The 20,694-nt window shown below is 66.6% G+C and carries 17 protein-coding genes and 1 tRNA gene; 12 read left to right on the forward strand and 6 right to left on the reverse strand.

The genetic code is table 11. The features are described from left to right. Positions 1-39 precede the first annotated feature (39 nt). Both ACFSC3_RS15320 and ACFSC3_RS15325 read right to left on the reverse strand, forming a co-directional pair. The gene (locus ACFSC3_RS15320; RefSeq protein ID WP_380941296.1) at positions 40-1,236 is read right to left on the reverse strand and encodes an exo-beta-N-acetylmuramidase NamZ family protein; all 1,197 of its coding nucleotides are present in this window, start codon (positions 1,234-1,236) and stop codon (positions 40-42) included. A gap of 3 nt (positions 1,237-1,239) precedes the next feature. After that, positions 1,240-1,752 (reverse strand): DOMON-like domain-containing protein, encoded by a 513-nt coding sequence (locus ACFSC3_RS15325; RefSeq protein WP_380941297.1) that lies wholly within the window; start codon positions 1,750-1,752, stop codon positions 1,240-1,242. 115 nt (positions 1,753-1,867) lie between these two features. On the opposite strand from ACFSC3_RS15325, the gene tyrS reads away from it, so the two are divergent. Further along, positions 1,868-3,097 (forward strand): tyrosine--tRNA ligase, encoded by a 1,230-nt coding sequence (gene tyrS, locus ACFSC3_RS15330; protein ID WP_380941298.1) that lies wholly within the window; start codon positions 1,868-1,870, stop codon positions 3,095-3,097. A 94-nt stretch (positions 3,098-3,191) separates the two neighbouring features. Then, complete coding sequence (locus ACFSC3_RS15335; protein ID WP_380941299.1) at positions 3,192-3,503, forward strand: PilZ domain-containing protein; 312 nt, start codon at positions 3,192-3,194, stop codon at positions 3,501-3,503. A 125-nt stretch (positions 3,504-3,628) separates the two neighbouring features. Here ACFSC3_RS15335 and ACFSC3_RS15340 read toward each other — a convergent pair whose 3' ends face one another. After that, positions 3,629-4,066, reverse strand: coding sequence for a DMT family transporter (locus ACFSC3_RS15340; protein WP_380941482.1), 438 nt, complete (start codon positions 4,064-4,066; stop codon positions 3,629-3,631). 5 nt (positions 4,067-4,071) lie between these two features. Next, on the reverse strand, positions 4,072-6,132 hold the full coding sequence (gene recG, locus ACFSC3_RS15345) for an ATP-dependent DNA helicase RecG (protein WP_380941300.1): 2,061 nt from the start codon (positions 6,130-6,132) through the stop codon (positions 4,072-4,074). Positions 6,133-6,309: 177 nt separating this feature from the next. Here recG and ACFSC3_RS15350 point away from each other — a divergent pair, with 177 nt between their 5' ends. The 3 genes from ACFSC3_RS15350 to ACFSC3_RS15360 all read left to right on the forward strand — a co-directional run bounded on the left by ACFSC3_RS15350 (position 6,310) and on the right by ACFSC3_RS15360 (position 10,787). After that, on the forward strand, positions 6,310-6,576 hold the full coding sequence (locus ACFSC3_RS15350) for an FAD assembly factor SdhE (RefSeq protein ID WP_380941301.1): 267 nt from the start codon (positions 6,310-6,312) through the stop codon (positions 6,574-6,576). Between the two features lie 122 nt (positions 6,577-6,698). Further along, the gene (gene mfd, locus ACFSC3_RS15355; RefSeq protein ID WP_380941302.1) at positions 6,699-10,148 is read left to right on the forward strand and encodes a transcription-repair coupling factor; all 3,450 of its coding nucleotides are present in this window, start codon (positions 6,699-6,701) and stop codon (positions 10,146-10,148) included. 93 nt (positions 10,149-10,241) lie between these two features. Next, positions 10,242-10,787, forward strand: coding sequence for a GAF domain-containing protein (locus tag ACFSC3_RS15360; RefSeq protein ID WP_380941303.1), 546 nt, complete (start codon positions 10,242-10,244; stop codon positions 10,785-10,787). 3 nt (positions 10,788-10,790) lie between these two features. Here ACFSC3_RS15360 and ACFSC3_RS15365 read toward each other — a convergent pair whose 3' ends face one another. Then, the gene (locus tag ACFSC3_RS15365) at positions 10,791-12,332 is read right to left on the reverse strand and encodes an EAL domain-containing protein (protein WP_380941304.1); all 1,542 of its coding nucleotides are present in this window, start codon (positions 12,330-12,332) and stop codon (positions 10,791-10,793) included. Positions 12,333-12,465: 133 nt separating this feature from the next. Between ACFSC3_RS15365 and moaA the strand changes: the two genes are divergently transcribed. The 7 genes from moaA to ACFSC3_RS15400 all read left to right on the forward strand — a co-directional run bounded on the left by moaA (position 12,466) and on the right by ACFSC3_RS15400 (position 17,554). Beyond that, on the forward strand, positions 12,466-13,458 hold the full coding sequence (moaA, locus tag ACFSC3_RS15370) for a GTP 3',8-cyclase MoaA (protein WP_380941305.1): 993 nt from the start codon (positions 12,466-12,468) through the stop codon (positions 13,456-13,458). Beyond that, on the forward strand, positions 13,455-14,231 hold the full coding sequence (locus ACFSC3_RS15375; protein WP_380941306.1) for an NAD kinase: 777 nt from the start codon (positions 13,455-13,457) through the stop codon (positions 14,229-14,231). Before moaA ends, ACFSC3_RS15375 begins: the two co-directional genes overlap by 4 nt. A 75-nt stretch (positions 14,232-14,306) precedes the next feature. After that, positions 14,307-14,381 (forward strand) — tRNA-Asn (locus ACFSC3_RS15380). Positions 14,382-14,437: 56 nt separating this feature from the next. Then, positions 14,438-15,217: a CatB-related O-acetyltransferase gene (locus ACFSC3_RS15385; RefSeq protein ID WP_380941307.1), complete on the forward strand. Its 780-nt coding sequence runs from the start codon at positions 14,438-14,440 to the stop codon at positions 15,215-15,217. Positions 15,218-15,255: 38 nt separating this feature from the next. Continuing rightward, on the forward strand, positions 15,256-16,272 hold the full coding sequence (locus ACFSC3_RS15390) for an adenosine deaminase (protein WP_380941308.1): 1,017 nt from the start codon (positions 15,256-15,258) through the stop codon (positions 16,270-16,272). Next, positions 16,269-16,790 (forward strand): phosphoribosyltransferase, encoded by a 522-nt coding sequence (locus tag ACFSC3_RS15395; protein ID WP_380941309.1) that lies wholly within the window; start codon positions 16,269-16,271, stop codon positions 16,788-16,790. Before ACFSC3_RS15390 ends, ACFSC3_RS15395 begins: the two co-directional genes overlap by 4 nt. A gap of 146 nt (positions 16,791-16,936) precedes the next feature. Further along, positions 16,937-17,554 carry a CC0125/CC1285 family lipoprotein gene (locus tag ACFSC3_RS15400; RefSeq protein WP_380941310.1) on the forward strand — a complete coding sequence of 206 codons (618 nt, stop codon included), beginning with the start codon at positions 16,937-16,939 and terminating at the stop codon, positions 17,552-17,554. A 293-nt stretch (positions 17,555-17,847) separates the two neighbouring features. On the opposite strand, the gene secA is transcribed toward ACFSC3_RS15400, so the two are convergent. Further along, positions 17,848-20,607: a preprotein translocase subunit SecA gene (gene secA / locus ACFSC3_RS15405; protein ID WP_380941311.1), complete on the reverse strand. Its 2,760-nt coding sequence runs from the start codon at positions 20,605-20,607 to the stop codon at positions 17,848-17,850. Between the last annotated feature and the right edge of the window lie 87 nt (positions 20,608-20,694).

The raw sequence follows: 20,694 nt of genomic DNA on the forward strand, positions 1-20,694 counted from the left end.
GCGGGAGCACGGCGGCATGTGTGACGGGGCTCGAACGCATCAGTACAACAGATACGCGCGCCGCACGTCCTCCCACGCCGTTTCGTCCGGCTGCGTCATCGCATCGAGATCGCCCGGCTGTGCGCCGACATCGTCGACCCACTCTCGCAAGCCCGGCCCGCCGTTGATGACGTCGATCGCCAGTTTGTCGAACACATATTCGTAGGGGAAATCGCGCCACAGCGGATAGTCCGGATACAGCGTCCGGATCGCCTTGAACGCCAGCGCCTGCAACCGCCACGGCTTGAACCCGTGGTGATCATAGGCCGCCCCCTCGGCATGAATGTGCAGCCCGGCGCACAGCTGATGCACGTGCTTGTGGAAGGTCGGCTCGAAACTCACCTCGCGAATTGCGCAGCCGCGAAGCCATTCCGCCCCCGTCCGCCGCATCTCAGCCAGCACCGCGCGGGCGTCGATATCGGGCGCACCGAACAGTTCGAGCGGCCGGGTCGTCCCCCGCCCCTCGCTCAGGGTCGTCCCCTCCAGCATGACGGTGCCGGCATAGGCGCGCGCCATGTTGACGTTCGGCGCGTTCGGGCTGGGGTTGATCCAGACCCGTTCGGTCGGCCAGCCGAATCCCGGCGCGGCGTCGGGCGCATAGCCCTCCATCGTCACGACGCGATAGTCGACGTCCAGCTTGTAGTGATCGACGAACCAGCGGCCCAGTTCGCCCAGCGTCAGCCCGTGGCGCATCGGCATTGGCCCCGCCCCGACGAAGCTCTCCCATCCCGGAAGCAACGTCAGCCCCTCGACCGGGCGTCCAGCGGGGTTAGGCCGGTCGAGCACCCAGACCGCCTTGCCATGCTCGGCCGCGGCTTCGAGCACATAAAGCAGCGTCGTGATGAAGGTGTAGATGCGACAACCCAGGTCCTGCAGGTCGACCAGCAGGACATCGAACGTGTGCATCGACTGGCCGGTCGGGCGGCGCACCTCCCCGTACAGGCTGAAGACGGGGACGTGATGGACCGGATCGTCGAAGTCCGGCGACTCCATCATATTGTCCTGCTTGTCCCCGCGCAGGCCATGCTGCGGCCCGAAGGCAGCGGTGACGTTCACGCCGGCAGCGACCAGCGCGTCGAGCGAATGCGTCAGGTCCGCAGTTACCGACGCCGGATGCGCCAGCAACGCAACGCGACGGCCGTGCAGGTCCTTGAGCAGCGTGGGGTCGGATAGGAGGCGATCGATGCCGAATTTCATGGATCAAGCGACTGCCGGGATACGCAGCGCAAAGCAATCGGGATGATGAAAATCAGGTGCACCAGACGGGTGCGCAAACGACCAATAGGATTTGGTGCCGTCGGCTTCCTCGATGACGGCGGTCAGGGCGACGTGGGTGGGGCGTTCAAGGCCGGACAGATCCAGAGCGGCACGAATCCCGTCTTTCGTGCGGCAGATGACCGGGTCATGGGGCAGGATCAGGTCACGCATGCCCGTTCGGTAGCCATCGAAGGCATATGCCGCCCAGCAGGTCGACGGGGACAGGTTGATTTCGACGTACGCCTCGCCGACGTCGGGTTTCCAGAACAGCTCGAAACAGGTTGTGCGCCAGAGTTCGTCGGTGCGCGCCGGGGCGGTCATCTCGGGAAGGCGTAGCGCGTTGACACCATCGACGATGAAGCCAAGCAGGACTTCGTCTGTCATCGTACACTCGACCCTGACTGCTCGGACAGTCTTGGCCGGCGTCGCAGGATGACATTGCAGTTCGTAGATCATCCCCAACCCCGTTCGCACTGAGCCTGTCGAAGTGCTGCCCTTCTTCTGCCAACGTCCACAGAAGAAGGACAGGGCTTCGACAAGCTCAGCCCGAACCGTTAGAGGGCGCTCCGCTATGGCTACCGAATATCGCTCCGACCTGCTCCGCATCCTCTCGGAACGCGGGTACATCCACCAGGTGACCGACGCCGCCGCGCTCGACGCGCTGGCGGAAAAGCAGGTCGTGCCGGGCTATATCGGCTTCGATCCCACCGCACCGTCGCTGCACGTCGGCAGCCTCGTCCAAATCATGCTGCTGCGCCGGCTGCAACAGGCGGGGCACAAGCCGATCGTGTTGATGGGCGGTGGCACGGGGAAGATCGGCGATCCGTCGTTCAAGGACGAGGCGCGCAAGCTGGCGTCGGACGACGTCATCGCCGCCAATATCGCCGGCATCCAGCGCATCTTCGAACGTTTCCTGACGTTCGGCGACGGGCCGAGCGACGCGGTGATGGTCAACAACGCCGACTGGCTCGACAAGCTGGAATACATCCCCTTCCTGCGCGAGGTCGGCCAGCATTTCAGCGTCAACCGCATGCTCAGCTTCGATTCGGTGAAGCTGCGCCTCGACCGCGAACAGTCGCTCAGCTTCCTCGAATTCAACTACATGATCCTCCAGGGCTATGATTTCCGCGAGCTCTCCAAGCGGCAAGGCGTGCGATTGCAGATGGGCGGCAGCGATCAGTGGGGGAATATCGTCAACGGCGTCGAGCTGGCGCGCCGGATGGACGGGGCGGAAGTCTACGGCGTCACCACCCCGCTGCTGACGACCGCAGACGGCGTGAAGATGGGCAAGACCGTGTCGGGCGCGGTCTGGCTGCACGAGGACCAGCTGTCGCATTTCGATTACTGGCAGTTCTGGCGCAACACCAACGACCGCGACGTCGGTCGCTTCCTGCGCCTGTTCACCGACCTGCCGCTGGACGAGATCGCGCGGCTGGAAACGCTGGAGGGTGCCGAGATCAACGAGGCGAAGAAGGTGCTGGCGACCGAAGCGACCGCCATGTGCCGCGGCCGCGCCGCCGCCGACGAGGCCGCCGAGACCGCGCGCCGCACGTTCGAGGAAGGCGCATCGGGCACCGCGCTGCCGACGATCGACGCGCCGGGTGGCAGCATCGCCATCGTCGATGCGCTGATCGGACTGGGTTTCGCCAAGTCGAAGGGCGAGGCGCGGCGGCTGATCGCCGGCGGCGGCGCGCGTGTGGACGGCGAGAAGATCGGCGACGAGGCGGCGGTGATTACGGTCAACGGCGACGTGCGCCTGTCTGCGGGAAAGAAGCACCACGGCATCATCCGCGCATCCTAAATTATCCGCTAAGCGTGATGTCTTAAGTCGGAAATACAGACAAAGTTTACGTTTGGGCCGCTACTCAAAACGGGCGACTTTGAGGTGCCCATGTATGGCGTACGGAAATGCGGCGATTGCGGACGGCCGGCGAGAGAATCGCGACGAGGTCCATTACCGCGCGCGGGCCATCGATGCGGACGGTCGCTCGCTTCAGCTGCTGGTCGTCAACATCTCGCCGGGCGGCTTCATGGCGCGGTGCGACTCGGATATCGCGGACGGGTCCAGGCTGCGGATCGCGCTGCCGGGCCGCGGAATGCAGATGGCGCAGGTGCGATGGGCGCTCGGCGGGCGCATCGGTTGCCAGCTGGAACGATCGATCCCGCTGGCCGACTATCATCAGCTTCTCGCGACGCTGACACGCTAGAATTGGAGTCGCCAAGCGGAGCTTTGCCCCACCGTTCGTGCTGAGCAGAGTCGAAGCACTTCGTTGACGAGTGCCCTTCGACTTCGCTCAGGGCGAACGCAAATAGGGACAGCTGGCCACTTGCACTAGCGCCGCACCAGCAGCACGCCGGCGAAGACCAGCACGAGGCCGGCGATGCGGCTGGCCGACACCGGCTCCGCGCGCAGGCCGAACAGCCCGAAATGATCGATCACCACCGCCGCGACCAGCTGGCCGCCGATCGCGACCATCAGCATCGTCGCGACACCCAGCCGCGGCGCGGCATAGGCGGCGGTCGCGACATAGATCGCGCCGTAGATACCCCCAAGCCAGGCCCAGCTCGGCGCCGCTCGCAGCGTCGTCGGTGACACGCGGTCGGAAGCGGCCCAGACGATCGCAATCGCCGCGGTGCCCACGCTGAACGATACCAGCGAGGCGAGCAGGGTCGATCCCGACACCTTTGCCAGCATCGCATTGGTCGGCGCCTGCGCGGCGACGCCGATGCCGGCCAGCAGAGTCAGAATGATCGGAAGAAGCACGTTCATCATCCTTACCCCGACCGCAACAGGCCGACCGCGGCGTCGCGTTCGAACAGGTACAACGCGGTCCGCGCCGCCTGCCCCCGCGCGCCCTGCAAGCCGCCGTCGCGATCGATCAGCAGCCGCGCGTCGCCGTTGGCAATCGGCAGCAGTTCGCCCAGCATTTCGGGCGTCGCCATGCGAAAGCCCTGCTCGCCCGACTGACGCGTGCCGAGCAGTTCGCCCGCCCCGCGCAGCCGTAAGTCTTCCTCCGCGATACGAAAGCCGTCGTTGGTCTCGCGCATCAGGGCAAGCCGCGCCCGCGCCGTCTCGCTCAGGTGCGCGCCCCGCAACAACAGGCACACCGACCGCCCCCCGCCGCGCCCGACCCGCCCGCGCAGCTGGTGCAGCTGGGCCAGGCCGAAGCGGTCGGCATGTTCGATCACGATCAGCGTCGCATTAGGCACGTCGACCCCGACCTCGATCACCGTCGTCGCGACCAGCACGCCCGCCTGGCCGGACGAGAATCGCGCCATCTGCGCATCCTTTTCCGGGCCTTTCAACCGACCATGGACCAGCGCCACGCGCTCCCCGAACCGCTGACGCAGCGCCTCCGCTCGTGCCTCCGCGGCTGCGAGGTCGGACTTTTCGCTCTCCTCGACCAACGGACAGACCCAATAGGCCTGCCCCCCGCCCGACAGATGCCGCGCGAGCCCGTCGACCACGTCGTCGAGCCGGTCTTCGCTGATGACCCGCGTCTCGATCGGCTCGCGGCCGGGCGGCATTTCGTCCAGCCGGCTGACGTCCATCTCGCCATAGTTGGCGAGCGTCAGCGTGCGCGGGATCGGCGTCGCGGTCATCACCAGCAGGTGCGGCGGGCGATCGGCCTTGGCCTGGAGCATCATCCGTTGCGCGACGCCGAAGCGGTGCTGTTCATCGACGACCACCAGCCCCAGGTCGCGATAGGTCACGCCCGCTTGAAAGATCGCATGGGTGCCGATCAGGATGTCGATCTCGCCCGACGCAAGGCCCATCAGCGTCGATTCGCGCGCACGACCCTTGTCGCGCCCGGTCAGGATCGCGACGGTCGCGATGCCGGCAAGCTGGCGCGACAGCGTCTCGAAATGCTGGCGCGCGAGGATTTCGGTCGGCGCCAGCAGCGCCCCCTGCGCCCCGCCCTCGACCGCGATTAGCAGGGCGTTGAGCGCGACCAGCGTCTTGCCCGACCCCACGTCGCCCTGAAGCAGTCGCAGCATCGGGCGGACCTGCGCCATGTCACCCTCGATCTCCCGGATCGTCCGCGACTGGGCGCCCGTTGGGGCATAGGGCAGGTCCAGCTTCGCCCGCAGCCGCCCGTCACCCGCCAGCGCCCGCCCCCGCTTCGCTCGCGCATCGCCGCGCACCAGCAGCAGCGCGAGCTGGTTGGCGAATACCTCGTCATAGGCGAGTCGCGTCCGCGCCTTGGCGTCAGAAGGATCGGCATGCAACCGCGCCAGCGCCTCACGCCAGGCCGGCCAGTCGTGCTTGGCGATCAGGCTGGGCTCGACCCATTCGGGCAGGTCGGGCGCGCGCTCGACCGCCTGCGCCGCCATCGCCGCCACCCGGCGCGAGGTCAGCCCTTCGGACAGCGGATAGATCGCCTCACGCCCGTTGCCGGTCGGCGCTTCATCCAGCGGGACGGCATAGTCGGGGTGGACCATCTGAAGGTCCTGCCCGTACGTCTCCAGCTTACCCGACACCCGCCGCGGCTCGTTCAGCGGCAACAGCTTCTTCACCCAGCCCGACGACCCGCCGAAATAGACGAGGCTGACATAATTGCCCTTCGCATCGACCGCGCTGACCCGCGTCGGACTGCGCGGGCTGCTGCCGCTGCGGTGCTCGACGGGCGTCAGCGTGATCGCGATCGTCCGGCCGGCGTCGGCGGCGTCCAGTTCCTCGCGCGGCAGGCGGTCGATGTATCCGGTCGGCAGGTGGAAGGCGACGTCGACGACTCGGGCCAGACCCAGCTTTTCCAGCGGCTTGGCAAGCCCCGGCCCCACGCCCTTCAGCGCGGTGACTTCGGCGAACAGCGGGTTGAGGATATCGGGACGCATGACTATCTCTGTCGTCCCCTAGCCCGTTCGGGCTGAGCTTGTCGAAGCCTTGTCCTTCTTTTTCTGGCGACTGAAAAAGGACAGCGATTCGACAAGCTCAGCGCGAACGGGTCGGGTGCACCTCTTTTCGCTGACGTCGCTTATCGCCGTTGGCCAATTTCGCTTGGAGCCTCGGCGATGGAGCGCGAGATCAGACTGAAACGCCTGCGCTTCCGCAGCTGGCACCGCGGGACGAAGGAAGCGGACTTGATGGTCGGCGGATTTTTCGAGGCGCATGCGGCGCGATGGTCGGACGAGGATATCGCCTGGTTCGAGGCGTTTCTGGAGGAACATGACGTCGACATCATGGCCTGGGCGATGGGCGCGGCGGCTGTGCCCGCACGATTGCAGGGGCGGATGATGGATGACCTGAAGACGCTGACTTACGTGCCGATTCAGCAATAGCCCTCTCCCCCTCGGGGAGAGGGTTGGGAGAGGGGCCTATCCGCGGGCGCCACTCTCGATGAGACACCTTCCCCTCTCCCAAACCCTCTCCCCAGCGGGGAGAGGGCTTATGTGGAAGCCCGATGCCCGACCTCTCTAAGATCCTCTCCGCCCCCCGCCCGCTGACGCTCGCCGGCGTAGCGACGGGCTTCCTCCCCGCGCTGCTCGCCGACCTGTCGCGAGCGGCGACCGGCGGCGCGTGCTTCATCGCGCCCGACGAAGCGGCGATGCGCGCGGTGCAGTCGACCGCAACCTTCTTCGCGCCGGAGCTTGAGGTGCTCGCCTTTCCGGCCTGGGACTGTCTGCCCTACGACCGCGCTTCGCCGACGCTCCGGGTCATGGCCGAGCGGCTCGCCACCCTCCATGCGTTACAGGCGAAGACCAAAGCCCCGCGCCTGCTCGTCACCACCGCCAACGCCGCGACCCAGCGCACGCTGACGCCGTTCCGGATCCGCAACCTCGTCGCGCACCTCGCGCCCGGCGAGCGGATCAGCCGCGAGAAGCTGTCGACGCTGCTGCAAGCCAACGGCTACGTCCGGACCGAATCGGTCGCCGACGCGGGCGAGTTTGCCGTCCGCGGGAGCCTGGTCGACCTGTTCCCGTCGGGCGCCGAGGCCGCGCTGCGCCTCGACTTCTTCGGTGACGAGATCGAAACCGTCCGCACCTTCGATCCGCACGACCAGCGCACGACCGGCAGCGTGAAGGGCTTCACCCTGCTCCCCGCGTCTGAAGCCTTGCTGGACGAAGACAGCGTCAAGCGCTTCCGCACCCGCTACCGCGAGACGTTCGGCGCTACCGCGACCGGCGACCCGCTTTACCAGGCGGTCAGCGAAGGTCGTCGCCTGGCCGGCATGGAACATTGGCTGCCGCTGTTCGAGGAGCGGCTGGAAACTTTGTTCGATCACCTTCCCGGCGACATGGTCGTCGTCCGAGACGGCGGCGTCGCGGGCGCGGCGGAGGGTCGGTTCGAGGCGATCGCCGACTATCACGCCAATCGTCTGAAGGCATCCGGAGCCGAACCGGGTAGCTATCGCCCGCTTCCGACCAAATCGCTGTACCTGCTGCCCGAGGAATGGGCGCAGGCGTTGCACGACACTCCTGCGCACGTCACGACGTCGTTCCACGAACCCGAAAGCGCGTCGATCCTCGAATTCAACATCGACGGCCCGCGCGACTTCGCGCCCGAACGCTCGGCCGGCACCAATGTCTACGAAGCCGTCGTCGCGCACCTGAAGAAGGTCCGCGGCAAGCGCATCCTCGCCAGCTATTCCACCGGGTCGCGCGAGCGGTTGAAGGGGTTGTTGGAGGATCACGGCCTGTCCGGCGGGCGGATGGTCGATACGTGGCAGGAGGCGCTGGGCGTCGTCGACAGCGCCACCGCGCTGATCGTCCTGCCGCTCGACCACGGGTTCACGGCGCCCGACGTCACCCTGCTGACCGAACAGGACATGCTCGGCGACCGGCTCGTCCGCCGGGCCAAGCGCCGCAAGTCGGCCGACGCCTTCCTCGCCGAGCTCGCGACGCTGTCGCCCGGCGACCTCGTCGTCCATGTCGACCACGGCATCGGGCGGTACGAGGGGCTGACGTCTATCCCGGTCGGCAAAAGCCCGCACGACTGCGTCGCGCTGAGCTATGCCGGCGGCGACAAGCTGTACGTGCCGGTCGAAAACCTCGAAGTCCTCAGCCGCTACGGCGCGGGCGAAGAGGGCGCGACACTCGACAAGCTCGGCGGCGAGGCATGGCAGCGGCGCAAGAGCCGAATGAAGGAGCGCATCCGCGAGATCGCGGGTGAACTCATCGCCACCGCGGCCGAGCGTGCGTTGCGCCCGGCCGAGGTCGCCGAACCCGACGGATCGGGCTTCGCGACCTTCGTCGATCGCTTTCCCTATGAGGAAACCGACGATCAGGACCGCGCGATCAACGACGTGCTGGAGGACCTTGGCAAGGGATCGCCGATGGACCGGCTGGTCGTCGGCGACGTCGGTTTCGGCAAGACCGAGGTGGCACTGCGGGCCGCCTTCGTCGCGGCAATGGCAGGAATGCAGGTTGCGGTCGTCTGCCCTACGACGTTGCTCGCTCGCCAGCATTACAACAACTTCGCCGCGCGCTTCGACGGCTTCCCGATCAAGGTCGGCCGCCTGTCCCGCCTCGTCACCGCCGCCGAATCGAAGGCGACCAAGGAAGGCATCGCCGACGGGACGCTCGACGTCGTCGTCGGCACCCACGCGATCCTGGCGAAGGGCATCGACTTCAAGCGCCTGGGGCTCGTCATCGTCGACGAGGAACAGCGCTTCGGCGTCACGCACAAGGAGCGGCTGAAGGCGCTGAAGACCGACGTCCACGTCCTGACGCTGACCGCGACGCCGATCCCGCGCACGCTGCAGATGGCGATGTCGGGCCTGCGCGAACTGAGCGTCATCCAGACACCCCCGGTCGATCGCCTGGCGGTCCGCACCTATGTCATGCCGTGGGACCCGGTCGTGCTGCGCGAAGCGCTGCTGCGCGAGCACTATCGCGGCGGGCAGAGCTTCTTCGTCACCCCCCGCATTGCCGACCTGCCGGACATCGAGGAATTCTTCCGCGAGCATGTGCCCGAAGTCCGCTACGTCATCGCCCATGGCCAGATGGCGCCGAGCGAGGTCGAGGAGCGCATGTCCGCCTTCTACGACAAGAAGTTCGAAGTGCTCGTCTCGACCAGCATCATCGAAAGCGGCATCGACATCCCGAGCGCCAACACGATGATCGTCAACCGCGCCGACCGCTTCGGCCTGGCGCAACTCTATCAGCTGCGCGGCCGTGTCGGCCGGTCGAAGACGCGCGCCTATGCCTATATGGTGTCGCCGCCCGAACGGCTGATGACTGAGGCCGCCGAGAAGCGGCTGAAGGTGCTGAGCGATCTCGAATCGCTGGGCGCCGGCTTCCAGCTCGCCAGCCACGATCTCGACCAGCGCGGCGCCGGCAACCTGCTCGGCGACGAGCAATCGGGGCACATCAAGGAGGTCGGCTTCGAACTCTACCAGTCGATGCTGGAAGAGGCGATCCTGGAGGCCAAGGCCGGCGGCAAGCTCTCGCGACCGACGGACTTCAGCCCGCAGATCACCATCGACGCGCCGATCCTGATCCCGGAAGCCTATGTCCCCGACCTCGACCTGCGCATGGGCCTCTACCGCCGCCTGAACGAGATCGACGCGCCCGCCGGGCTGGAAGCGTTCGCCGCCGAGATGATCGACCGTTTCGGCAAGCTGCCCGACGAGACCGAGAATTTGCTGCGGATCATGGAGATCAAGCTCAACGCCAAGCGCGCCTGCGTGGCGAAGCTCGACGTCGGGCCGAAGGGCGCGCTCGTCGCCTTCCATGAGAACAACTTCCCCAACATCGACGGCCTGCTCGCTTATGTCGGCAAGCTGGGCGAGGTGGCGAAGCTGCGCCCCGACCACAAGCTGGTCATCAATCGCGTCTGGGGTGACCCGAAAGCGCGTTTGCACGGGGCGTTGCAACTGTCGCGGGGGCTGGCAAAAGCGGCGGGTGGCTGATCCCGTAATCCCGATCAGCACGATTCCGTACATTCCGGCGGCGTCTTCGGCTAATCCGATAAGAAGGACTCGCTTTGAGGATGCACGCCGGTCGTGAAGAATCCGTTTCGCCGCCCCGCCAAGTCGAAGGCGGGCAAGTCACCGCCGAACGATAACCCGCAATTGGCGACTGCACTGGACGCGATCGCGGCGGCGGCGACAGCGGACGATGCCCTTGCCGCCCTCGTATCGACCGCGCGCGCGGCGATCGGCTGCGACGGGGTGACTTTGGTCCGGCGTGACGCCGACAGCGTCGAATATCTCACCGAAGACGCAATCAGCCCGTTGTGGAGAGGACAGCGTTTTCCGATCCGCATCTGCCTATCCGGACAGGCACTTCTGGCCCGCTCGACGATCGTCATCCCCGATATCGCGCTCGACAAGCGGGTGCCGCTCAACGCCTATCTCGCCACCTTCGTCCGCAGCATGGCGGTCGTGCCCATCGGCCACGACGATCCGCAACTGGCGCTGGGTGCCTATTGGAAGGCCGTCCAGCCGATCGAGCCGCTGACGATCGAGCGAATGATCCGACTCGCCGACGCGACGGCGGCGATCATCGATCGCGACGAGGGCGATGGCGACGGTCGACGGGTCGCCTGACGCTCACTCGTCAGCCGTGGCCCGCACCAGCCCCTCCAGCGTGACGCTGTCGACGCCCGGGGCACACAGATAGCCCTGGAACAAGCGGCATCCTGCTTCGGCCAGAAGGTCGCGCTGTTCGACCGTCTCCACCCCTTCGGCGATCACGTCGAGGCCCAGCGACGCCGCCATGTCTATGACGCCGCGCACCACCACCCGGTCGCGCGGATTGCCGGCAATGCCCGCGGTCAGCGACTTGTCGAGCTTCAGATAGTCGATGGGCAAGGCGTTCAGATAGGCGAGGCTCGAATAGCCCGTACCAAAATCGTCGATCGCGGTTCGACAGCCGGCTGCCCGTACCTGCGCCAGCATCCCCGCCGCGATATCCAGACGCTCGATCAGGCCGCTTTCGGTGACCTCGACCGTTACCCGCTCGCGCGCGAGGCCGCTCGAATCGATGCGCTCCAGCAGGTCCTCGACGAAGCCCGCCGCAGCGACATCCTCCGCCGCCACGTTCACGGCGACGCGCAGCCCGTCGAGCGCCGCCGGCCACAGCGCCGCCTGTGTCAGCGCGCGCAGTTGCAGATAGGCGGACACCTCGCCCGATCGCCCCGCCCGTGCCGCCGCCGCCAGCAACGTCTCCGCGCCGACCTCGCCCAGCCGCGGATGGGTCCAGCGCGCCAGTGCCTCGACGCCGACGATCCGCCCGGTCGCCAACTCGACCTGCGGCTGGAACACCACGTCGATATCGCCGTCGACCAGGGCGGCCGGCAGCTCACGCGCCAGTGCGACGACGGATCGCGAACGGCGCGCGAAGACATCGCGAACCGCGGCGCCAGCGTCCGGCGGATCGCCGATCGGCTCGACCAGCCCGTGCAGCCGTCCGTTGCGGGTATCGCGTTGCAGATGGGCGACGACGCGCCCGACGCCGGGCAGGTCATGGGCAAAGGCCGTCGACTCGTCCTCACCCAGCCGGCGCAGCGCATTGCGCAACCGGGCGCGAACCTCGCGCGATTGCCGCCGCCATGCTACCCAAGCCGAGCCTTCTTCCGCTATCCCGGCCAGCTGCGCGAGCTCCGTCGTGACCTGAAGCGACCGGCGCCCCGGATCGTATCGCCACCCGAGCGGCGACACCCAGCGCGCCTCGCGCACCGGGGCCCCACCCGATACGCGCGCCGCATAATGTTCGGCATAGCGCAGCGCGTGGGCGAACTCCGCCTCCGGTATCGGGCTAACCAGAAACTGCGTCGCCCCCGCCGCCAATGCCTCGTCCAGAATGGCGACGTCGTTTCGCGAGACGAGCAGCAGCACCGCCTGCCCCGCCGACCGGGCGGAATCGCCGATCGCACGGACCGCGGCTAGGCCGTCCTCCGGCGCGCCGCGCGCATCGACGACGACGACTTGCGTGCCGCTGGCCGCCACCCGGCCGGCCAGCCCCTCGTCCCGCCGCGCGGCGATCGGCCGCCATCCGGCACGCGACACCATCGCCGCCAGCTCGTCGCGCTGGCGAAAGGACAGAATGAAAAGGGGCTTGGCGAAACTATCCGACACGTCGACCGTCTTCATCTGCGAAAACCATGAAGAAAGACAGGGGGCGGGCCGGGAAATCGTCGCGTCGCTCCGGACGTGTTTTACGGCACGTCCGTAAAACCACCCCGCCCCTTGTTGCTCCCCTCGCAAAGGCCTAGTTTCCCGCACGATGGCATCCCCCGCTCCCCTCATCGACCGCCACGGTCGCGCCATCAGCTATCTGCGGGTGTCTGTGACCGACCGCTGCGATCTGCGCTGTCGCTATTGCATGGCCGAACAGATGACCTTCCTTCCCCGCCGCGCACTGCTGGCGCTGGAGGAAATCGCGGTCATCGCCGAACGCTTCATCGCGCGCGGCGTGACCAAGATCCGCCTGTCGGGGGGTGAGCCCCTGGTCCGCCGCGACGTGGTCGAACTGGTCGACCGTCTCGGACGCCACGTCGGTTCCGGCCTCGACGAACTGACGATGACGACCAACGCGACGCGCTTGGCCAGTGTCGCCCCGCGTCTGTTCGACGCCGGCATCCGGCGGATCAACGTCAGCCTCGACAGCCGCGACCCCGACACCTTCCGCTTCGTCACCCGCCACGGCGATGTCGCGCAAGTGCTGGACGGCATCGCCGCGGCCAAGGCGGCGGGGCTGGCGGTCAAGATCAACATGGTCGCGCTGGCCGGGCTGAACGAGGCCGAAATCCCTGCGATGCTCGAATGGTGCGGCGAACAGGGTTTCGACCTCAGCCTGATCGAGACGATGCCGCTCGGCGCGATCGACGAGGACCGGACCGACCGTTTCGTGCCGCTGACCCGCGTGTTCGAGTCGCTCGCCGCCCGCTATCCCCTCGCGCGCGACGGCCACCGCACCGGCGGACCGGCCCGCTATTGGCGCACGCCCTGGGGTACGCGGCTCGGCCTGATCTCACCGCTGACCGCCAATTTCTGCGATGGATGCAACCGCGTGCGACTGACGACCGAGGGCAAGCTCTATATGTGTCTCGGCCATGAGGGGCAGGTCGATCTGAAGGCAGCCCTGCGCGCCGGTGGCCTTTCCGCCGTCGATGCCGCGATCGACGAGGCGCTGGCGACCAAGCCAGCGCGCCACGACTTCCGCATCGACGCCGCCGCCCCCGCGGTCGCGCGTCATATGAGCGTGACCGGCGGATGAGCGAGCCCGTCCGGCGCGCGCTGGTCGCGTCGCCCACCGCCCCCGCACAGGCTGCCGCTGCCGAGCTGACCGATCGCTATGACTGGGTGTCGCTCGACGACGCCGATCAGGTCATCGCTCTGGGTGGCGATGGGTTCATGCTCCAGACGCTCCACGCGATGCTCGAATCGCGCCGCAGCGTGCCCGTGTTCGGCATGAACCTCGGCACCGTCGGCTTTCTGATGAACGAGTGGCGACTCGACGGGTTGGACCGGCGGCTGGAGCGAGCGAAGCCGTTCAAGGTCTCCCCGCTCACGATGACCGCGACGACGATCGACGGCCAGACCCGCGTGCTGCCGGCCATCAACGAAGTCTCGCTGCTGCGGGAGACGCGCCAAACCGCGAAGCTGGAAGTGACGGTCAACGACCGCGTCGTGCTGCCCGAACTGGTGTGCGACGGTATCCTAGCAGCGACCCCGGCCGGTTCGACCGCCTATAATCTGTCGGCCAACGGCCCGATCCTGCCGCTCGGCTCGGCGATGATCGCGCTGACTCCGATCAGTGCCTTCCGTCCCCGCCGCTGGCGCGGGGCGGTGCTGCCGGACAAGGCGCGGATCGGTATCACGGTGCTGGAGGCGGACAAGCGCCCTGTCAGCGCGGTCGCCGATCAGCGCGAGGTTCGTGACGTTGCGAGCGTCGCCATCGCCATCGACCATCACCGCGACCTCACCCTGTTGTTCGATCCCGAACATGCGCTGGACGACCGCATCACGATGGAGCAGTTCGCCGCCTGAAGCATGGTGACGAATTTCATCGTTTTGGGGGTTGCAAGCCGCCGACAGACTGCTATCAGCGCGCCTCCGAAGCGTTCCCTGATAGCTCAGCGGTAGAGCTCTCGACTGTTAATCGAGCGGCCGTAGGTTCGAATCCTACTCAGGGAGCCACTTCGTCCCCGGCGACGGTAACGCCGGCTTAACCATGCCGCGCCGATACTGCCCGCATGGCGCTCCACCTCCTCGACATCACACCCGATTTCGCCCGGCATCTAATGCGGCTCGGCGTCGACCTGGGTGTCACCGGTCGCTTTTCGGTCGACGACGCGACGATGTTCGAGACGCCAGTCAATCTGTTCGGCTGCGACATCTGGGACGCCCCCGCCCGCATCGGCGCCTTCACCTATTTCACGCAGCGCTGCCGCTTCGCCAATGCGACGATTGGCCGCTATTGCTCGGTCGGACCCGGCGTCCAGATCGGCATGACGCAGCACCCGACCGGTTGGATGACGACCTCGCCGATCGGCTATGTCAGCGACTTCTTCGCGTTCGAACGGCATTTCGTCGATGAGAACCCCGCGTGGGAACGCGCCCTGCCCCTGCAGGACTATGATCAACGGCCGCACACGACGATCGGCAACGATGTCTGGATCGGCACCAACGCCTATATCCGCGACGGGGTGACGATCGGCGACGGCGCGGTCATTGCGGCGCATAGCGTCGTCACGCGCGACGTGCCGCCCTATGCCATCGTCGGCGGCAATCCGGCGCGCATCCTGCGCTACCGGTTCGACGACGCGCTGATCGAGCGGTTCCAGGCGCTTGGCTGGTGGCGCTGCAATCTGCTCGACGTGCCGGACCTCGACCTGCGCGACCCCGCCTCGGCGGCCAGCGCGCTGGAGGATGCGATCGCGGCGGGGCGGCTGGTCGGCTATGCTCCCCCAACGATCGGACTGGTCGCGGAGCATGATCGCTACACCGTAATCCGGCAGCTCACCGCCGCCTGACCTTGCGCGCGGCACACGCGCTTGCGATGGAAGCGGTCATGTCCGATCTCGACGCCTTCATCACCGGTCTGCCCAAGGCCGAACTCCACCTACATATCGAGGGCAGCCTGGAGCCCGAACTGATGTTCGCGCTCGCGAAGCGGAACGGTGTGGCGATCCCCTATGCCTCGGTCGACGAGGTGCGCGCGGCCTACGACTTCTCGAATCTGCAAGACTTCCTCGACATCTATTATGCCGGCGCCGACGTGCTGCGGACGCGCGCCGACTTCCGCGACCTCGCGACCGCCTATTTCGACCGCGTCGCGGCGGACGGCGTCGTCCATTCCGAAATCTTCTTCGATCCGCAGACCCACACGGACCGCGGCATTCCCTTCGCCGATGTGATCGAGGGGCTGTGCGACGGCATGGCGGACGCGGAGGCGAAGCACGGCATCACGTCCAAGCTCATCCTTTGCTTCCTCCGCCATCTGAGCGAAGAAGCGGCCTTTGCGACGCTGGACGCGGCCGAACCATGGCTGGACCGTATCGCCGGCGTCGGGCTCGATTCGTCGGAGGTCGGCCACCCGCCCGCCAAGTTCGAACGCGTCTTCGCCGCCGCCCGCGCCAAGGGACTGAAACTCGTCGCCCATGCCGGCGAGGAAGGCCCGCCCGACTATGTTCGCGAAGCGCTCGACCTGCTGCACATCGACCGGCTGGACCACGGCAATCGCAGCCTCGAAGACCCCGCGCTGACCGCCCGCCTCGCGCGGACCGGCATGACGCTGACCGTATGCCCGCTGTCGAACGTCAAGCTGTGCAACGTCCCCTCGATCGACGTCCATCCGATCGACCGGATGCTGGAGCTGGGCCTGCGCGCGACGGTCAATTCGGACGATCCGGCCTATTTCGGCGGCTATATCGGCGAGAATTTTCGTGCCGCCGCCGCAGGGCGCAACCTCGACAAGCGCCAGTTGGCGACGCTGGCGCGCAACAGTTTTCTCGGCTCGTTCCTCGACGACGCGGCGGTCGCCGATCACCTCGCGAAGATCGACGCCTATGTGGAGGCGCACGCATGACCACCCCGACGCTGACGCCGATCACGCATGACGATTTCCTCGCGTCGGTCGAGGCCTTGGCCAACATGCTGCGTGCCGACGACTGGCAGGCGCAATTGCTTGTCGGTGTCGGACGCGGCGGACTGGTGCCCGCGGTGTTCCTCAGCCACGCGACCGGACTGCCGATGGTATCGATCGATTTCTCGACGCCGATCCCGGAATTCAACGCGGCACTGATCGCCACCCTCGCGCGGCGGACCCGCGACGGCGAGCGGCTGGTGTTCGTCGAAGACATCAACGACTCGGGCCGCACCATCGCCGCCATCCGCCAGCAACTGGCGGCAGAGGGCGCAGACGGCGACAACGTGCGTTTCGTGGTCATGATCGACAACGCGGTGTCCGACCAGCGCATCGACTATGCGTGGCGCCAGATCGATCGCAGGGTGACGAAGGACTGGTTCGTATTCCCGTGGGAAGCGGTCGCTCCCAAGGCTGCGATACTGAACGACGCGGCAGAGGTGCCCGAGCGAATCGCCTGATCGCGATTGCGGCACGTTCAGCCGCGCGAAAGCGAAGCTGGCGTAGCGTGTGCATCAAGGCGTGTCGCGCGGAGCCAAAGTCCGGGCGGGACGTTCCATTTGCAAAGCGGGTGTGTCCGTCGTGGAACCGCCCGGTGGAGGTTCCAATGCGTACCAAGACGTTCTTCTCCCGGCGACGCGCGTTGATGGCGGCGGTTTTGGCCGGTGCCACCACCCTCGCCGCCTGCGCCGGCCCGACGCCCTATCGTCCGGCAACCGGCTATGGCTTCAACCGGACGGGCTATTTCGATCAGCAGATCGAGCGCGACCGTTTCCGCGTCTCGTTCGCCGGCAACAGCTATACCTCGCGCGACACGGTCGAGCGCTATCTGCTGTTCCGCGCGGCCGAACTGACGCTGCAGTCGGGCAACGACTATTTCATCATGGCCGACCGCGACACCGACAAGCAGACGCGGACCTATACGACGCCGGGCCTCGGCGGCGGCTTCGGGCCGTACGGCGGCTTCTCGGGTTTCGGCTATTGGGGTCCGGCGTGGCGGTACTACGGCCGTGGCTTCGGCTGGCGTTCGTGGGACCCGTTCTGGGGCGATCCCTTCTGGGACCGCGGCGTCGACGTGCGCACGGTCGACCGGTACGAGGCGATGGCCGAGATCATCGTCGGCCGCGGTCCGAAGCCGAGCAACAATGTCCGCGCGTTCGACGCCCGCGACGTAGTCGAGCGCTTGGGTCCGACGATCCGGGTACCGGACGCTCAGGGCCGGTAACCCCTGCGATCGAAATGAGAAAGGGCCGCGTACCCCGCCGGGTGCGCGGCCCTTTTCTTAGCAGTGCAAGGGGCTCCGCCCTCCCCGTTCGTGCTGAGCTTGTCGAAGCACCGTTCTTCGAGCCGCGAGCATATCGCGGGTTTATCGCAGTACGGCCCTTCGACAGGCTCAGGGCGAACGGGGGTGGGCGGCACGCGCTCTCAAGTCATCCGGTCGCCTTGAGCCTGTCGAAGGGCGTCCCAGAAGACGGGCACCGCTTCGACCCGGTCAGCATGAACGGTCGCCGCAACCCCTCAGACCAGCGCCCCGTGGCAATGCTTGTACTTCAGCCCCGACCCGCACGGGCACGGCGCGTTGCGGTTGACCACGCCCTTCCAGCTTTCCGGATCCTCACCCACTTCGGCGCCGGTCGGCTTGGGGATCGACAGCGGCGGCAGCGTCGTATTGACCAGGCCGCGCGTACCCGCATCCCAATCCGCCGAATTATCCTCGCCAGTAAACGGATCAATGTGGCTGGTGATGAAGTCCGGCAGTTCGGGCAGCTGCCCATAGTCGCCGAACTCCGGCATCTGCGGCGCCATGCGGAACTGGGCATAGGCGAGCGTCCGGGTCACGTCCTCGCGGATGTTGCCCAGCATCCGCTCGAACATCGCGAACGCTTCCTGCTTATACTCGTTGATCGGCGTCTTCTGCGCATAGGCGCGCAGGTGGACGACCTGGCGCAGCGCGTCGAGCATCGCGAGATGCTCTTTCCAGTGATGGTCGAGGTTCTGGAGGAGGATCGACTTCTCGATGCCGGTCCACGTCTCGGTGTCGAGGTCCTTGGCCTTCTCCTCGACCACCGCTTCAGCGGCGGCGAGAACGCGCTCCTCGATCGTCTCGGGCTCGATCCCCTCTTCCTTCACCCATTCCTCGATCGGAACATCGACATTCAGCAGTTCGCTCGCCTGCGCCTTCAGGCCCTCGATGTTCCACTGTTCCGGATAGGTATCGGGCGGAATGGCGCCGCCCACGACCGCATTGACCGTCGCCACGCGCATGTCGACCACGACGTCGCCGACCGTATCGGCATCCATGATGTCCGCGCGCTGTTCGTAGATGACCTTGCGCTGGTCGTTCATCACGTCGTCGTACTCGACGACCTGCTTGCGGATGTCGTAGTTGCGCGCCTCGACCTTCTTCTGCGCGGTCTCGATCGCCTTGGTCAGCCACTTGCTGCCGATCGCCTCGCCATCGCCGATGTTGTTGCGCATCATCTTGGCGAACAGCGTGTCCGGCCCGAAGATGCGCAGCAGGTCGTCGTCCAGACTCAGGTAGAAGCGGCTGAGGCCCGGATCGCCCTGACGACCCGACCGGCCACGCAGCTGGTTGTCGATGCGGCGGCTTTCGTGGCGTTCGGTGCCCAGCACGAACAGGCCGCCGGCGGCTATCACCTGCTGGCGCTCGGCCTCGACCTCTGCCTCGATCTTCGCGATGGCGGCGTCGCGCTCCGGGCCTTCCGGCATATCGCGCAGCTCGTCCTCGATACGGAACTCGGCGTTACCGCCCAGCTTGATGTCAGTCCCGCGGCCGGCCATGTTGGTCGAGACGGTGACGGCGCCCAGCCGGCCCGCCTGCGCGACGATATGCGCCTCGCTCTCGTGGAAGCGTGCGTTCAGCACCTCGTGGCGAACGCCTTCCTGATTGAGGAACTCGCTCAACAGCTCGGACTTCTCGATCGACACCGTGCCGACAAGCACCGGCTGGCCCTTTTCGGCATGTTCGCGGATCCGCTTGGCGATCGCGCGGAACTTGTCCTGCGTATCCTTGTAGAATTCGTCTTCCTCGTCGACGCGCTGCACTGGCACGTTGGTCGGGATCGACACGACGTTCATCTTGTAGATGTCGTAGAATTCGGGCGCTTCGGTCGCGGCGGTGCCGGTCATGCCCGACAGCTTCGGGTACATGCGGAAGTAATTCTGGAAGGTGATCGATGCGAGCGTCTGGTTCTCAGGCTCGATCTGGACGCCCTCCTTGGCCTCCACCGCCTGGTGCAGGCCGTCCGACCAGCGCCGGCCATCCATCATGCGGCCGGTGAACTCGTCGATGATGATGACCTTGCCGTCCTTCACGATGTAATCGGTGTCGCGCTTGAACATCTTGTTCGCACGCAGCGCCTGGTTCGTGTGGTGGACGACCTGGGTATTCTCGAAATCGTAGAGGTTGGCGCCCTCCAGCAGCCCGGCGGCCTCCAGCATGCGCTCGACGCGCTCGGTGCCGTCCTCGGTCAGGATGATCGACTTCTGCTTCTCGTCCTTCTCGTAATCGTCCTCGCCCAACTGCTTCACGACCGCGTCGACCTGGATGTAGAGGTCGGACTTGTCGTCGGTCGGGCCAGAAATGATCAACGGCGTGCGCGCCTCATCGATCAGGATCGAGTCGACCTCGTCGACGATGGCATAGGCGAACGGGCGCTGGACCATCGAGGCGCGGTCGTACTTCATGTTGTCGCGCAGATAGTCGAAACCGAACTCGTTGTTCGTGCCGTAGGTGATGTCGCTGTGATATGCCGCACGACGCTCATGATCGGCCAGGTTCGGCACGATGACGCCGGTCGTTAGCCCCAGGAAGCCATAGAGCTTGCCCATCTGCTCGGCGTCGCGACGCGCGAGATAGTCGTTGACCGTGACGACGTGCACGCCCTCGCCCGGCAGTGCGTTGAGATAGACCGCCAGCGTCGCGACGAGGGTCTTGCCCTCGCCCGTCTTCATCTCCGCGATCTCGCCGCGGTGGAGCACGATACCGCCGACCATCTGCACGTCGAAGTGCCGCATGCCGAGCGTCCGCACCGACGCCTCGCGCACGGTCGCGAAGGCCTCCGGGATCAGCGCGTCGAGATTCTCGCCCGCGGCCAGTCGCTCGCGGAACCGCGCGGTCTGCTGCGACAGGTCGTCGTCGGACATCGCCTGCATCTGCGGTTCGAGCGCGGCGATCTTGTCGGTGATCGACTTCAGCGACTTGACGTAACGGTCGTTCGACGACCCGAACAGGGACTTGGCAAATCCGCCGAGCATAGGATTATCCTTGAAATACAGATGCGCGGCCACACGCGGGGCCGCCTAGAAAATAGCGATGACAGGGGGGCGGCAGTTCGCCACCCA

The sequence above is a fragment of the Sphingomonas floccifaciens genome (assembly GCF_042681125.1).
GTDB lineage: Bacteria > Pseudomonadota > Alphaproteobacteria > Sphingomonadales > Sphingomonadaceae > Sphingomonas > Sphingomonas floccifaciens.

Coding starts and splice junctions, on each gene's coding strand:
- moaA (WP_380941305.1), top strand. CDS start 12,466: ATGGCATCCCCCGCTCCCCTCATCGACCGCCACGGTCGCGCCATCAGC.
- tyrS (WP_380941298.1), top strand. CDS start 1,868: ATGGCTACCGAATATCGCTCCGACCTGCTCCGCATCCTCTCGGAACGC.
- secA (WP_380941311.1), bottom strand. CDS start 20,607: ATGCTCGGCGGATTTGCCAAGTCCCTGTTCGGGTCGTCGAACGACCGT.
- ACFSC3_RS15390 (WP_380941308.1), top strand. CDS start 15,256: ATGTCCGATCTCGACGCCTTCATCACCGGTCTGCCCAAGGCCGAACTC.
- mfd (WP_380941302.1), top strand. CDS start 6,699: ATGCCCGACCTCTCTAAGATCCTCTCCGCCCCCCGCCCGCTGACGCTC.
- ACFSC3_RS15400 (WP_380941310.1), top strand. CDS start 16,937: ATGCGTACCAAGACGTTCTTCTCCCGGCGACGCGCGTTGATGGCGGCG.
- ACFSC3_RS15365 (WP_380941304.1), bottom strand. CDS start 12,332: ATGAAGACGGTCGACGTGTCGGATAGTTTCGCCAAGCCCCTTTTCATT.
- recG (WP_380941300.1), bottom strand. CDS start 6,132: ATGCGTCCCGATATCCTCAACCCGCTGTTCGCCGAAGTCACCGCGCTG.
- ACFSC3_RS15340 (WP_380941482.1), bottom strand. CDS start 4,066: ATGAACGTGCTTCTTCCGATCATTCTGACTCTGCTGGCCGGCATCGGC.
- ACFSC3_RS15385 (WP_380941307.1), top strand. CDS start 14,438: ATGGCGCTCCACCTCCTCGACATCACACCCGATTTCGCCCGGCATCTA.
- ACFSC3_RS15320 (WP_380941296.1), bottom strand. CDS start 1,236: ATGAAATTCGGCATCGATCGCCTCCTATCCGACCCCACGCTGCTCAAG.
- ACFSC3_RS15335 (WP_380941299.1), top strand. CDS start 3,192: ATGGCGTACGGAAATGCGGCGATTGCGGACGGCCGGCGAGAGAATCGC.
- ACFSC3_RS15395 (WP_380941309.1), top strand. CDS start 16,269: ATGACCACCCCGACGCTGACGCCGATCACGCATGACGATTTCCTCGCG.
- ACFSC3_RS15325 (WP_380941297.1), bottom strand. CDS start 1,752: ATGATCTACGAACTGCAATGTCATCCTGCGACGCCGGCCAAGACTGTC.
- ACFSC3_RS15350 (WP_380941301.1), top strand. CDS start 6,310: ATGGAGCGCGAGATCAGACTGAAACGCCTGCGCTTCCGCAGCTGGCAC.
- ACFSC3_RS15375 (WP_380941306.1), top strand. CDS start 13,455: ATGAGCGAGCCCGTCCGGCGCGCGCTGGTCGCGTCGCCCACCGCCCCC.